This is a genomic window from Kitasatospora sp. NPDC058063 (genome assembly GCF_042885395.1).
In the GTDB taxonomy this organism is placed as follows: Bacteria; Actinomycetota; Actinomycetes; order Streptomycetales; family Streptomycetaceae; genus Kitasatospora; species Kitasatospora lactacystinica.
In genome coordinates, this window is the sequence record NZ_JBHVSD010000006.1 from 103,817 (window position 1) to 118,014 (window position 14,198).

At 75.1% G+C, this 14,198-nt stretch carries 11 protein-coding genes; 8 read left to right on the forward strand and 3 right to left on the reverse strand.

The features are described from left to right. Window positions 1-3: 3 nt before the first annotated feature. Window positions 4-1,161 carry a DUF2510 domain-containing protein gene (locus ACFVUY_RS12190; protein WP_387729475.1) on the reverse strand — a complete coding sequence of 386 codons (1,158 nt, stop codon included), beginning with the start codon at window positions 1,159-1,161 and terminating at the stop codon, window positions 4-6. A gap of 214 nt (window positions 1,162-1,375) precedes the next feature. Then, window positions 1,376-1,873 carry a GNAT family N-acetyltransferase gene (locus tag ACFVUY_RS12195; protein ID WP_387689268.1) on the reverse strand — a complete coding sequence of 166 codons (498 nt, stop codon included), beginning with the start codon at window positions 1,871-1,873 and terminating at the stop codon, window positions 1,376-1,378. Between the two features lie 83 nt (window positions 1,874-1,956). On the opposite strand from ACFVUY_RS12195, the gene ACFVUY_RS12200 reads away from it, so the two are divergent. Both ACFVUY_RS12200 and ACFVUY_RS12205 read left to right on the forward strand, forming a co-directional pair. Next, a complete protein-coding gene (locus ACFVUY_RS12200; protein WP_359897007.1) occupies window positions 1,957-2,862 on the forward strand; it encodes a TIGR01777 family oxidoreductase in 906 nt (301 codons plus the stop codon). 542 nt (window positions 2,863-3,404) lie between these two features. After that, window positions 3,405-4,736 (forward strand): FAD-dependent oxidoreductase, encoded by a 1,332-nt coding sequence (locus ACFVUY_RS12205; protein WP_387729477.1) that lies wholly within the window; start codon window positions 3,405-3,407, stop codon window positions 4,734-4,736. Window positions 4,737-5,008: 272 nt separating this feature from the next. Here ACFVUY_RS12205 and ACFVUY_RS12210 read toward each other — a convergent pair whose 3' ends face one another. Beyond that, window positions 5,009-6,877, reverse strand: coding sequence for a regulator (locus ACFVUY_RS12210; RefSeq protein WP_387689274.1), 1,869 nt, complete (start codon window positions 6,875-6,877; stop codon window positions 5,009-5,011). 368 nt (window positions 6,878-7,245) lie between these two features. On the opposite strand from ACFVUY_RS12210, the gene ACFVUY_RS12215 reads away from it, so the two are divergent. From ACFVUY_RS12215 to ACFVUY_RS12240, 6 genes are all read left to right on the forward strand, one after another. After that, a complete protein-coding gene (locus ACFVUY_RS12215) occupies window positions 7,246-8,007 on the forward strand; it encodes a 3-hydroxybutyrate dehydrogenase (protein ID WP_387729479.1) in 762 nt (253 codons plus the stop codon). A gap of 153 nt (window positions 8,008-8,160) precedes the next feature. Next, window positions 8,161-9,552, forward strand: coding sequence for an MFS transporter (locus tag ACFVUY_RS12220; RefSeq protein ID WP_387729481.1), 1,392 nt, complete (start codon window positions 8,161-8,163; stop codon window positions 9,550-9,552). 67 nt (window positions 9,553-9,619) lie between these two features. Then, window positions 9,620-11,530, forward strand: a complete 1,911-nt coding sequence (locus ACFVUY_RS12225) for a helix-turn-helix domain-containing protein (RefSeq protein ID WP_387689283.1) — start codon at window positions 9,620-9,622, stop codon at window positions 11,528-11,530. Window positions 11,531-11,771: 241 nt separating this feature from the next. Next, a complete protein-coding gene (lipB, locus tag ACFVUY_RS12230; protein WP_387729753.1) occupies window positions 11,772-12,542 on the forward strand; it encodes a lipoyl(octanoyl) transferase LipB in 771 nt (256 codons plus the stop codon). A gap of 177 nt (window positions 12,543-12,719) precedes the next feature. Then, window positions 12,720-13,673, forward strand: a complete 954-nt coding sequence (gene lipA / locus ACFVUY_RS12235; RefSeq protein WP_359896996.1) for a lipoyl synthase — start codon at window positions 12,720-12,722, stop codon at window positions 13,671-13,673. A gap of 211 nt (window positions 13,674-13,884) precedes the next feature. Further along, complete coding sequence (locus ACFVUY_RS12240) at window positions 13,885-14,079, forward strand: hypothetical protein (RefSeq protein ID WP_359896994.1); 195 nt, start codon at window positions 13,885-13,887, stop codon at window positions 14,077-14,079. The last annotated feature ends 119 nt before the right edge of the window (window positions 14,080-14,198 follow it).

The window sequence follows — 14,198 nt, forward strand, 5'->3', positions numbered from 1 at the left end:
CGGTCAGGTGCTGCTGCCGGAGGAGCTGTCCTGCTTGATGCCCTTGAGGATCTGGTCCAGCACCGCGAAGTCCGGCGCGGCCGGACTGTCGTCCACGCCGCCCTCCATGACCACGTAGCCGCCCCCCTTGGCCGGGAGGGCGGCCAGCAGGACGTAGCCCTGGGTGCCGTCCGTGGTGCGGATGTGCCAGCGGGTGGCGTAGCCGAGCACCCCGGCCACGCTGATGTACCCGGAGCCGGCGTCGGTGTGCGAGCTGACGCCGGAGAAGATCTGCCCGGCGTAGGAGGGCATCTGGGCGTCGGCGGCGGCCTTGGGCGTGGTGCCCTGGACGATGTCCTTCTCGACCGAGAACTGGCCGCGGATGCAGGCGCTGCCGTCCGGGCAGGTGTAGCGGTCGGTGCCGAGGTAGACCGTCGAGTGCGGCGGGTTGTCGGACACCACCCAGCCGTCGAGGACCGGCACGGTGATCGCGTGCTCCGGGTCGGGGACGGTGCTCTTGACCGCCGGCAGGGGCTTGGGCGCCGCGGGGCTGCTGGTGGACGCGGTGGGGCTGGGGCTCGGCGTGGGGCCGCTGCTCCGGGGCGCGGTGACCGTGGGGTCCGGGGTCGGGTCCGCCCGGTGGTCGCCGCCGCTGTTGAGGACGACCCCGGCGACGATCCCGGCCACCGCCAGCACGGCGACCGCGATGCCGATGATCAGACCGGTCTTCGGTCGGGCCGGCCCGGGCGGCGGCGGGTAGCCCGGGCCCGGGTAGCCGTAACCGGGGCCGTAGCCGGGGCCCTGGGGCGGGTAACCGCCCTGGGCCGGGCCCGGATAGTCGCCCTGGGCCGGGCCGGGGTATGCGCCCTGGGCCTGGTAACCACCCTGGGCCTGGGCCTGGTACGCGTCCTGGCCGGGGTAGCCGTAGGCGGGTGCCTGGTGGGCGTCCTGGCCCGGGTAGCCGTAGGTCGGGGCCGCCGGGCCGCCCGGGTACCCGTAGCCGGGCTTCCGGTCGGACGGCGACCCGGTCTGGGTGGGGGCGTCGGCGAGCCCGCCCGCGACGCCGCCCTGGAGCGGTCGGACCTCGGCCGTCCAGGCGTTGCCGTCCCACCAGCGCTCGTGACCGGGGGTGCCGTCCGCACCCTGGACCGGGTACCACCCGGGAGGCGTCGAGTTGCTCACGGGCGTACGGTACCCGGCACGGCGGCGCTCCAGACAGGTCGGGACTGTCACGACTCCGCACCGCCCGGCGAACGGCCAACCTCCCCTGGCGGCAAGCCTGTTCGAACGGCCGGCGCGCGGGGCGGGGCGAGAGGGCGGCGCCGGTGCGGGCGGGGCGGGCGAGGCGGGCGCGGGCGGGAAGGCGCGGGCAGCGCGGGCGCGGCTGCCCTGCCGCTCAGTCGGCCAGGCCGCGGGCCATCCAGATGTCGTCCACGTACCGGCCGTCGATCAGGAACTCCCCGGCCAGCGAGCCCTCGACGACGAAGCCACAGCTCTCGTAGAGGCGGCGGGCCGGAGCGTTCCAGCCGAGCACCCGCAGGCTCATCTTGCGGGCGCCCTCGGCCCGGGCCGCCGCACAGGCCGCGTCGACCAGCCGGCGGCCGATGCCCCGGCCGCGGACGGTGCCGTCGACGGCCAGGCCCTGGATCTGCCGCACGTGCCGGTTGCTCGCCAGCCGGGTGGCCGGGACCTGCCGGATGTAACCGACGATCCGGCCGTCCAGCACGGCCAGCAGGTAGTGCTCGGGGGCGTGCCGCTCGTCGAAGAGCGGCTCCTCGACGGGCGGTTGCGGGGAGACGTCGGACAGGACGGACCAGGCCGCGTGGTTGAGGGCGGCGAGTTCGCGCTCGTCCTCGCTCCGCGCCGTACGGATGATCAGATCGTCGTCAGGCATGCGCGTCATGCTAACGGCGCATGCGGAGGTGACGGCCGGTCGGGAACACCGCGGGAGCGCGCGGGAGCTGCGAGGATGGGCGCATGCGCATCGCTGTCACGGGTTCCACGGGTTTGATCGGTTCGGCGCTCGTCCGCTCCCTGCTGGCGGACGGCCACGAGGTGGTCCGGCTGGTCCGGCACCGCTCGAAGACCGGCCCGCGGCCGGACGGCAGCACCGCGATCGGCTGGAACCCGCTGCTCGGCGAGGTCGAACGGGACGGACTGACCGGGGTCCAGGCCGTGGTGCACCTGGCCGGCGCCGGGGTCGGCGACCGCCGCTGGACGGACTCCTACAAGCGGGAGATCCGGGAGAGCCGGGTGTACGGCACCGAGACGCTGGCCGTCGCCCTGGCCGGGCTCAAGGAGCCGCCGCAGGTCCTCGTGAGCGCCTCCGCGGTCGGCTGGTACGGGCAGACCGGCGACCGGGTGATCGACGAGGACTCCCCCGCCGGCGACGACTTCCTGGCCGAGGTCTGCCGGGAGTGGGAGGACGCCGCCCGGCCGGCCGAGCGGGCCGGGATCCGGGTCGTCCACCCGCGCACCGGCATGGTGCTGTCCGCGGCCGGCGGGGCGGGCGGGCGGCTGTTCCCGCTGTTCAAGCTGGGTCTCGGCGGGCGGCTCGGCGACGGGCGGCAGTACTGGAGCTTCATCTCGCTGCACGACGAGGTGGCCGCGCTGCGGTTCCTGATCGACCACGACGACCTCTCCGGCGCCTTCAACCTCACCGCTCCGAACCCGGCGACCAACGCCGAGCTGACCACCGCGCTGGGCCGGGCGCTGCGGCGGCCGACGCCGTTCCCGGTGCCGGAGGCGGTGCTCAAGGCGGTGCTGGGCGAGCTGGCGATCGAGGTGGTCGGCAGCCACCGGGTGGTGCCGCGGCGGCTGCTGGACGCGGGTTTCCGCTTCACCCACCCGGACGTGTACTCGGCGGTGCTCGCCGCGATGTGACGGGTGCGCGGGGCGGCGTCAGGGGCACGCGCGGAGCGGGTGCCGGGCGACGGGACGGGTGCGGCCGGCGAGGCGGGTGCGGCGGGCGAGGCCGGCGAGGCGGGTGCGCGGGTCGGTGCGGCTCCTGGGGCGGGTGCTGGGCGGCGGGCGCGCGGGGTGGCTGCGCGCGCCGGGAGGGTAGGCGGGCGCGCGGGTCGTGCGAAGCCCGTACGTACTCCGACGACGGTATCCGCCCTGGCCAGCGGCATATGCCGAGCGGGGCCCGAGGGGGCCCGAGGAGGGGGCGCACGGGAGCACATGGTGGGCGCGTCGCACGCCCCCGGTGACCGTACGCGCCCACCGACCCCGAACCCGGCCACCACGGCGCACTGTCCGTGACCACTCCCCCGCCCGGTGCCGCAGGACCCTCCCCGGCCTTCGGATCCGGCCCGATGCGCTTGTCTGATGCTCACACTGACTGGGCATCACCCTCCACGGACCGTGTCCCGGCACCCCGCTGCCTGCGTCGGCCGGAGCCCCGGGACCAGGGAGGGAGCACCCCAGTGCCCACGTACGACTTCACCCGCCGCGCCCGCCGGCCGTCCGACCCGGACGTCGTCGTGGTCGGCGCCGGACTCGCGGGCCTGGCCGCCGCCCGCGCGCTCACCGGCCACGGCCTCACCGTTCAGGTCCTGGAGACCACCGACCGGATCGGTGGCCGGATGGCCACCCGCGAACAGGACGGATTCCGGCTCGACGACGGCAGTCACCTGTTGAACACCGCCTTCCCCGAGCTGCGCCGCACGCTCGACCTCGACCGCCTCGACCTGCGCCCGCTCGCGCCCGGCGTGCTGGTGCACAGCGCCGGCCGCCGGTACCGCGCCGGGGACCCCCAGCTCACCGTCGCCCGGCAGGCCGCCGCCCGGGCCCCGCTCGGCAGCCCGCTGGACAAGGCCCGGCTGGCGGGCCGGCTCGGCCGGCTCGCCGCCACCCCGGTCGGCCGGCTCCAGGCCCGTCCGGAGACCACCGCCGCCCGCGCACTGACCGGCCACGGCCTGGCCCAGCGCACCGTGGACGGCTTCCTGCGGCCGCTGCTCAGCGCCCTGCTCTCCGATCCGGCGCTCGGGACCAGCAGCCGGGTCGCCGACCTGGTGCTGCGCTCGTACGCGCGCGGACGGCTCTGTCTGCCCGCCGCCGGGATCGCGGCGGTGCCGGCCCAACTGGCCGCCGCCCTCCCCGCCGGCACCGTCCGCACCCGGGTGCGGGTCACCTCGGTCGCCGCGGACGGCGTGGAGACCGCCGCGCACGGGCGGATCGGCGCCCAGGCCGTCATCGTCGCCACCGACGCCCGCTCCGCCGCCGAACTGCTGCCCGGGCTGCGGCTACCCGACTTCCACCCCGTCACGACCTTCTACCACGCCGCCGACGCCGCCCCGCTGGGCGAGGCCGTCCTGCTGCTCGACGGCGACCGGCCGAACGGGCACCCGCCGCTGGTCTCGCACTCACTGGTGCTCAGCGAGCTGCACCCGTCCTACGCCCCGGCCGGCCAGTCGCTGATCGCCACCACCGTGCTCGGGCGGCGCGCCTTCGACGTGGGCGGCCCGGCCGGTCTGGAGCCGTCCGTCCGGGCCCGGCTGGCCGAGCTGTACGGCGGCTCGACGTCGGGCTGGCAGTTCCTCGGCGTGCGGCACGTCCCGGACGCGCTGCCCGCGATGCCGCCGCCGCACAACCCCCGCCGCCCGGTGCGGCTGCTGGCCGGGCTGTACGTCGCCGGGGACCACCGGGACACCAGCACCGTGCAGGGCGCGCTGGTCTCCGGGCGGCGGGCGGCACAGGCGGTGCTGGGCGACCTCGGTGTCCCCGCCGACGCCCGGGAGGTGGAGGCGGCGGCCTGACGGCCGCGCCTGTGCCCGGGCCCGGGCACAGGCGCGGGCACGGCGAGCGGCTTCGGCAGGCTCCTCGGCCTCGGCGGGCGTCGCGGCGCCCCGCCGGAACGGCGGGCACCGCGTGGCCGGTGCCCGCCGTTCCTGCTGCCGTCCCCGGCCGTCCGCGGGCCGCTCCGCGCCGGTGACGGCCGACGCGGAACGGCCGGAGGTCCGGGCCGGGGCCTGAGGGCCCGGACCTCCGTACGCCGGGTGCGTGGGGGCGGACCCCGTCCGCCCTTCGGTCAGATCACCCCCGCCTGCCGGGCCGTCTCCTCGAAGGCGCGGGCCACCGGGCTGCCGCGGTAGGGGGTGAGGCGGCGGTGGAAGTCCCGGACGTACTCCAGCGAGCGGGCCGAGCGCATCTCCCCCGCCGCCCGCAGCGCGTCGGTGGCCATGGTGCAGGCCTCGTCGAGGTCCCCCATGCCGAGCCGGGCGGTGGCCAGCACCAGTCGGCAGAAGATCCGGCTGCGGGCGTAGGCGGGCGAACGCAGCCGCAGCGACTTCTCGGCGTGCTGCGCGGCCGTCCGCCACTGCTGGAGGTCGCGGTAGCAGTGGGCGAACTCGTCGGAGAGCTGGGCCTCGTCGAAGTACCGCGCCCAGGAGGGCAGTTCGTCGCCCGTCCGGGCCGCCGCCAGGGAGCGCTCGGCGCGCACCAGGGCGGTGGTGCAGGACCGGACGTCGCCCAGCAGCCCGTGCCCGCGCGCCTCGGCGGCGTGCATCAGCGACTGGACGACCGGCGGCACGGCGGTGCCCACGCCCTGCTGGGCGACCCGGGCGAGCTGGACCGCCTCCCGGCCGTGGCCCAGGTGGACGGCCTGCTGGCTCATCGTCACCAGCACGTAGCCGCCGAGCGCGCGGTCCCCGGCGGCCTGGGAGAGGCGCAGCGCCTGGACGAAGTAGCGCTGGGCGAGGCCGTGCGCGGCGATGTCGAAGGACGTCCAGCCGGCCAGCCTGGTGAGGTCGGCGACCGCGCCGAACAGGGCCCGGCCGATCTGTTCCCCGTAGCGGCCGCGCAGCATCGGCTCGGCCTCGCTCTCCAGGTAGCGGACCAGCGCCTGGCGGGCGTGGCCGCCGCCGTAGGCGTGGTCGAGCGCGCGGAAGAGGTCGCCGACGGCGCGGATGGCGGCGATGTCGCCGCGGCCGACCCGCAGGGTGGGGCGGGACTCTCGGGCCGGGTCGGTGTACGGCGGTTCGACGGCGACCGGCGGCCGGCGGCTCTGGATCGGCACCCGGCCGATGGTGGGGGCGGTGCCGGTGGTCCCGGCCGTGCTGCGGGCGGTGGGGGCCCCGGGGACGCCGGGGGCGGGGCCGCGCGCCGGGCTCCCGGGGGACGCGCCGGGCGCGCCCGGCGCCGGGGCGCCGGTGATGGCCGCGGACGTGGCGCTGCCGGACGGCGGGCCGGCGGTGGCGTCCGAGCGGGTCAGGGTGGAGCCGTCCCGGGCGACCCGCTCGTCGGTGCGGCCGATCAGCCAGTCCCGGCTGGGGACGACCAGGCCGGCCGGGGTGAAGGCGATCCGGCGCAGCTCGGACTGCGGGCCGTTGTCCTTGCGCCACATGCTCGCCACGATGTCCACCGCCTCCTGCGGCGTCTCGGCGAACTCCAGGCCGGCGTAGACCGGGGCGCAGGCGTCCAGGCCGAGGTCCTGGGCGGTGAGGCGGCGGCCGAGGCGGCGGGTGAAGACCTCGGCGATCAGCGCCGGGGTGGCCCCGCGCGGCTGCTGGCCGCGCAGCCAGCGGGTGACCGAGGTCTTGTCGTAGCGCAGGTCCAGGCCGTGCTCCAGGCCGAGCTGGTCGACCCGGCGGGCGAGGCCCGCGTGCGAGAAGCCGGCCTCCTCGATCAGCGCAGCGAGCTGGCCGTTCTGCGGGGCCGGGCCGGAGTGGCCGGGGCCGCGGGGAGGGCCGGGCACGGGCGCGGCGGGGTTCTCGTGCCGGTCGGGTGTGGCCTGCACCGGCAGCCGCCGGTCGTCGGCGTCCGGGGCGTCGGCGGTCAGCGTGTCGGCGGTCAGGGCGTCGGGGGCGTCCGGAAGGGTCCGGCCGACCGTCCCTCGGTGCTGGCCGAGCGGGTCGAGCGGTCCGTACGCCGGGCTGTCGGTTGCAGGCCGTTGGGGCATGTCTGTCAACACCTCTCGGACGTCGCACCGGGCTTCACCAGCACTTCGGCGGCCCGGGGCGGCGCCCCCTGTCGGGAATCGGCGTGAATGTAGCGAGCATTCGGGCGCTATGGGTGGATCTGACCGAGCAATCCACCGAACGGGTGAAGCAACCGCGCCCATTTCGGGGAAGCGGGGCCATCTCGGGTTTGGTCGTCCGGGGTCGAACCACCGGCCGTTCCGAGGGCTTTCCCGAGGGCCTCTCCGAGGGTCGATCCGCCGTTCGGACCCCGCTCCGGTGTCATGGCGGACGGCACCACAGCCCAGCGGACTGCTGTGGCGTTCCGCCACATGGGAGCGGGGCCGCCGGATTCCTACCGTTCTCGGCCATGGACACCTCTACTGCCCGCCCGCTCGCCGGCCGCACGGCCATGGTCACCGGGGCCGCCTCGGGCATCGGCCGGGCCTGCGCCGAGGCCTTCGCCGGGGCCGGCGCCCGGGTCTACGTCGTCGACCTCGCGGCCGGCCCGGCCGAGGAACTCGCCGAGCGGATCGGCGGCCGCGCGATCGTCGCCGACCTCGCCGACCCCGGGGCCGTGGACGCCCTGCCGGACGACGCCGACATCGTCGTCAACAACGCCGGCCTCCAACACGTCGCGCCCGTGCACGAGTTCCCGCCCGACCGCTTCACGCTCATCCAGCGCGTCATGGTCGAGGCCCCGTTCCGCATCCTGCGCCGCACCCTGCCCCACATGTACGAGCAGGAGTGGGGCCGGGTCGTCAACGTCTCCTCCGTCCACGGCCTGCGCGCCAGCGCCTTCAAGTCCGCGTACGTCACCGCGAAGCACGCACTGGAGGGACTCAGCAAGACCGTCGCCCTGGAGGGCGCGCCGTACGGCGTCACCAGCAACTGCATCAACCCGGGCTACGTCCGGACCCCCCTGGTGGAGAAGCAGATCGCCGCCCAGGCGCTCGCCCACGGCATCCCCGAGGAGGAGGTGGTCGAGCGGATCATGCTCGACCGCACCGCCGTGAAGCGCCTCATCGAGCCCGACGAGGTCGCCCAACTCGCCCTCTGGCTCTGCTCCCCCACCGCCTCCTACATCACCGGCGCCAGCCTCCCCGTCGACGGCGGCTGGACCGCCCACTGAGCGGGGAACGCCCGGCGGTCAGGCCTCCCCTCTCATAGGGCAGCACGGCACATTCGACCCCGGGACTGTGTGGGCCGTCCACATAGTCCCGGGGTCGGCCGCTTCCTACCTTGTGGCGACATCGTCTCCCCCCTGGTTCTGGAAGTGGTGGCCATGAGCACCTCCGCACGAGGTACGGCGGCGAGCAGTTCACTCCCGAGAGTGGTGGCTGCGAGCCTGATCGGCACGACCATCGAGTGGTACGACTACTTCTTGTACGGAACGGCGGCGGCGCTGGTGTTCGGGAAGCTGTTCTTCCCGCACAGCGATCCGCTGACCGGGACGCTGCTGTCCTTCCTGACCTACGCGATCGGGTTCGCGGCACGCCCGCTCGGGGCGCTGGTGTTCGGTCACTTCGGGGACCGGGTGGGACGGAAGAAGCTGCTGGTGGTGAGCCTGCTGCTGATGGGCGGGTCGACCACGGCGATCGGGCTGCTGCCGACGTACGACTCGATCGGGGCCGCGGCGCCGGTGCTGCTGACGGCGCTGCGGCTGGTGCAGGGCTTCGCGCTCGGCGGCGAGTGGGGTGGCGCCGTGCTGCTGGTGTCGGAGCACGGGGACCAGCGGCGGCGGGGGTTCTGGGCGTCCTGGCCGCAGGGCGGGGCGCCGGCCGGGAACCTGCTGGCGGCCGGGGTGCTGTCGCTGATGACGGCGGTGCAGTCGGACGCGGCGTTCCTGGCGTGGGGCTGGCGGGTGCCGTTCCTGTTGTCGGCGGTGCTGGTCGTGGTCGGCATGTGGATCCGGCTCGCGGTGGACGAGTCGCCGCTGTTCAAGCAGGCGCTGGCGGCGCAGCACAAGCGCCAGGAGGAGCGGAGCACGGCCGAACGGCTGCCGCTGGTGGAGGTGTTGCGCGACCACTGGCGGGAGGTGCTGGTGGCCATGGGCGCGCGGATGGCGGAGAACATCTCCTACTACGTGATGACCACGTTCGTGCTCACCTACGCCGTCACCCACGCCCACTTCTCCAAGCAGACCGCGCTGAACGCCGTCCTGATCGCCTCCGCGATCCAGTTCGCGCTGATCCCGCTGTTCGGCGCGCTGTCCGACCGGGTCGGGCGCAGGCCGGTGTACCTGGTGGGCGCGGTCGGGGTGGGCGCCTGGGCCTTCGTGTTCTTCGGGATGGTCGACACGAAGTCCTTCGGCTCGCTGGTCACCGCCGTGACCGTCGGCCTGGTCTTCCACAGCGCCATGTACGCGCCCCAGGCGGCCTTCTTCTCCGAGCTGTTCGCGACCCGGATGCGGTACTCGGGCGCCTCGATCGGCGCCCAGTTCTCCTCGGTGGCGGCCGGCGCCCCCGCGCCGCTGATCGCCACCGCGCTGCTCAAGGACTACGGCAGCTCCACCCCCATCGCGGTGTACGTCGCCATCGCGGCGGCGATCACCGTACTGGCGGTGCTGTGCGGCCGGGAGACCAGGGGCCAGGACCTCATGGACGTCGAGGGACGGGACAACCGGGACGGCCGGGAGCCGGGCACCGCCTCGGCCGAAAAGCCCGCCGTCGCCTGAGGAGCGAGCCGATACGATCACGGTTTCTCGGAACCGACGGAACCGACGCCGATTGGCAGCACGCACCATGAACCACCCTCACGAAAGCGCCGCGCCCGCGCTGCGGCGGCTGCTCGACCTGCTCGCCTCCGGAGCCGCCACCGAGGACTTCGCCGACGTGCTGGCCGACGCCCGCCGCCGCGGGGCGCCGGCCGCCGTCCTCGCCGAGATCGACGACGCCACCTGGCAGGCCCTGCGCGTCCACCGCACCCTGCGTCAACACCGGCGGCGCGAAGCAGAGTTGACGGCCCTGTTCGACACCGCCGGGGACCTCGCCGCCTCCCGGGACCTGGACACCGTGCTCCAGGCGATCGTCCGCCGGGCCCGGATGCTGCTCGGCACCGACACCGCGTACCTGACCCTGCCGGACGAGGGCGCCGGCGACACCTACATGCGGGTCACCGACGGCTCGGTCTCCGTCCTGTTCCAGACCCTGCGGCTGAGCCTCGGGGACGGCCTGGGCGGGCTGGTCGCCCAGACCGCCCGCCCGTACGCCACCCCCGACTACCGCACCGACGAACGCTTCCACCACACCGGCACGATCGACGCCGGTGTGCTGGACGAGGGCCTGGTGGCGATCATCGGGGTGCCGCTGCTGCTCGGCGGCCAGGTCATCGGTGTCCTGTTCGCCGCCGACCGCACGCCGCGCGCCTTCTCCCCCGACGAGGTCGCGCTGCTCTGCTCGCTGGCCGCGCACGCAGCGATCGCCCTGGACACCGCCAAGGCGCTGGCCGACACCCGGGCCGCGCTCGCCGAGCTGAACGCCGCCAACGAGCTGGTCCGGGCCCACTCCTCCGCCGTGCAGCGCGCCGAGCAGGCGCACGACCGGCTCACCGACCTGGTGCTGCGCGGCGCCGAGGTGCCGGACGTCGCCGCCGCCGTGGCCGCCCTGCTGGGCGGGGAGATAGCGGTCCTGGACGCCGAGGGCGAACCGCTCGCCGGACGCTCCGCACCCGCCGCCGAACTGGCCGAGGCGGTCGCCGCCTCCCGCGCCGAGGGCCGGTCCGTACGGCACGGCGAGCAGTGGGTCTGCGCGGTGCTGGCCGGACACGACGCGCTCGGCACCATGGTGCTGCGCGGCCGGCCCGACCTCGACGACGCCGACCGGCGGCTGTTCGAGCGGGCCAGCGTGGTCACCGCGCTGCTCCTGCTGCTGCGCCGCTCGGTCGCCGAGACCGAGAACCGGGTCCGCGGCGAACTGCTCACCGACCTGCTGACCGCCCCCGAGCGGGACCCGGGCGGGCTCACCGCGCGCGGCCGCCGGCTCGGCGTCGACCTCGCCCGGCCGCACCTCGTGCTGGTCGCGGAACCCGCCGACGGGAAGGCCGACGACCGGGCCCGGCTGGCCGGTGCGGCCCGGCGCTACCTGTTCGGCTCCCGGGGCGTCAGCGCCGAGCACGCCGAGACGGTGGTGCTGCTGGCGCCCGTCGAGAGCGGCGGCACCGACGACCCCGAGGAGACCGCCCGGCAGGCCGCCGAACGCCTGGCCCGACTGGCCGGCTTCCCGGTCACCGTCGGCGCCGGCCGGCCGTCCGCCGGGCCGTCCGCGCTGGCCGCGTCCTACGGCGAGGGCCTGCGCTGCCTCCGGGCACTGCGGGTGCTCGGCCGCGCCGGGGAGGGCGCCTCGGCCCGGGCGCTCGGCTTCCTCGGCGTGCTGCTCGGCGACGGCCACGACGTGGACGGCTTCGTCGGCGCGACGCTCGGCCCGCTCCTGGCGTACGACGCCCGGCGCGGCACCGAGCTGGTCCGCACCCTGCGCGCCTACTTCGACTGCGGCGGCAGCCTGACCCGGGCCAAGGACGAGCTGCACGTCCACGTGAACACCGTGGTCCAGCGGCTGGACCGGGTCGAGGCGCTGCTCGGGCGGGACTGGAACCAGCCGGAGCGGTCGCTGGAGCTCCAGCTCGCGCTGCGGCTGCAGCTGCTCGCGGGCGGCTGAGCCCGAACAGGCCGACGGGCTCGCCCGGGCCGGGCTGCCGCCCCCGGGCCGGCTGCCGCCCCCGGGCCGAACCGCTGCCCGGGGCGGGGTGACGGACCCCGGCAGGACGGCCGGACCCGGCAGGACCGCTGCTCATGGGCGGCCGAGGGGGTTCGGCCGGGCTGGGCGTACAGTGGCGAGGTTGGTCTCGAACGCCCGGCAAGGAGCGGCAACGGTGAGCGAGAACGTGCGTTTTGTTCGCATGGGCATAGGTGAGCGCACCGTGCCCTACCAGGAGGCCTGGGAGGAGCAGCAGCGGCTGCACGCGCTGCGGGTCGCGGACGAGATCCCCGACACCGTGCTGCTCCTGGAGCACCAGTCGGTGTACACCATGGGCAAGCGCACCAACCCCGCCGACCTGCCGCTGGACGGCACCCCGGTGGTCGAGGTCAACCGGGGCGGCGAGATCACCTGGCACGGCCCCGGCCAGCTGGTCGGCTACCCGATCGTCAAGCTGCCCGACCCGATCGACGTCATCGCCTACGTCCGCCGGCTGGAGGAGGCGCTGATCCGCACCGCCGGCGAGTTCGGCATCGGGTCCACCCGGGTCGAGGGCCGCAGCGGCGTCTGGGTGCTGGGCGAGTCCATCCCGGACGCCGTGGTGGATCCGGCGCAGGTGGTGGACATCGGCAGACTGACCCTGCGGATGGGCCTGCCGCTGGGCATCGACCCGCGCCTGGCCGGCCCCGAGTACGCGCCCTCCAACGCCGGCCAGCGCGGTGACGACCGCAAGCTCGCCGCGATCGGCGTGCGGGTCGCCCGCGGGGTGACCATGCACGGTTTCGCGCTCAACTGCGACCCGGACATGACCTGGTTCGACAAGATCGTGCCGTGCGGCATCCGGGACGCGGGCGTCGCCTCGCTCACCGGCGAGCTGCGGCGCGGACTGTCCGCCGCCGAGGCCGCGCCGGTGGTCGAACGGCACCTGGCGGACGTCCTCGCCGAGCTGCCGGAACCGGCCCTCGGCCACTGACCCGCCGGGCAGCGCCGACGCACCTTCCGCCGACGGCCGCCGAAAGTCCCGGCGGCCGCTGGGAATCTACCGGCCGGTAGCCATGTTGCCCTGCGATTGCAGGGCGGCAGGCCCGGCGAAGGCCGTACAACCACAGGCGTACCCTGGGGGTACCCCGTCTAGTTCTAGGAGTCGCACGTGTCCGCTGTCGCGCCCGACGGCAGGAAGCTGCTCCGCCTGGAGGTCCGCAACAGCGAGACCCCCATCGAGCGGAAGCCCGAGTGGATCAAGACCCGCGCGAAGATGGGCCCGGAGTACAACGCCCTCCAGTCGCTGGTGAAGAAGGAGGGGCTGCACACGGTCTGCCAGGAGGCCGGCTGCCCCAACATCTTCGAGTGCTGGGAGGACCGCGAGGCGACCTTCCTCATCGGCGGTGACCAGTGCACCCGCCGCTGCGACTTCTGCCAGATCGACACCGGCAAGCCCGCCGAGTTCGACCGCGACGAGCCGCGCCGGGTCGCCGAGTCCATCGTCACGATGGACCTCAACTACGCCACCATCACCGGCGTCGCCCGTGACGACCTGGAGGACGGCGGCGCCTGGCTGTACGCCGAGACCGTGCGCCAGGTCCACGCGATGACCGCCGCCCGCGAGGCCGGCCGCACCGGCGTCGAGCTGCTCATCCCCGACTTCAACGCGGTGCCCGAGCAGCTGGCCGAGGTCTTCTCCTCCCGTCCCGAGGTGCTCGCGCACAACGTCGAGACGGTGCCGCGGATCTTCAAGCGGATCCGCCCGGCGTTCCGCTACGAGCGCTCGCTGGACGTCATCACCCAGGCGCGTGCGGCCGGACTGGTGACCAAGTCCAACCTGATCCTGGGCATGGGCGAGACCCGCGAGGAGGTCAGCCAGGCGCTGGCCGACCTGGTCGGCGCCGGCTGCGAGCTGATCACCATCACCCAGTACCTGCGGCCCTCGCTGCGCCACCACCCGGTCGAGCGCTGGGTGAAGCCGCAGGAGTTCGTCGAGCTCCAGGAGGAGGCCGAGGAGCTGGGCTTCGCCGGTGTCATGTCGGGCCCGCTGGTGCGGTCCTCGTACCGGGCCGGCCGGCTGTACCGGCAGGCGCTGGAGCGGCGCGCGCAGGCCGCGGTCTGATCGCGGTCCGATCACGCGTGTGACGGCGGTCCGACGGCGACCTCCCGGTCCACCGATCGGTTCGAGCCACGGGAAGGGCGGAGCTTCGGCTCCGCCCTTCCGGTTTTCACCACGCTTTGACTGGCTGGTCACGGGCTGGTAACACGGGGTGGGGACTCTGGACGCCTGGTGAGCGTTCGATTCTTCTCAGCCACGAGAGGAGCTGTTCGGCATGCGGGTTCAGATGCGGATCCGGTCGGTGGGGGTGGCGCTGCGGTTCGCCGAGAGCGTCCTGCTCGCTCCCGGCCAGCGGCACGCGCGCCGCAACGCGTGGGCGGCGGTGTGCGAGAACCGCCGGTACGCGGCGGACCGCAGGCACGACGACGCGGCGGCCCGGACGGCACAGCCGCGGCCGGTCCGGCGGTAGTGCTCCGGCGGTGACGCATCGGCGTCGGCGGTGGTGCTCCGACGGCACCGCACCGGCGTCGACGATGGTGCTCCGGCGGCAACGGACCGGCGTCGCCATCGGCGATAACGCTTCGACAC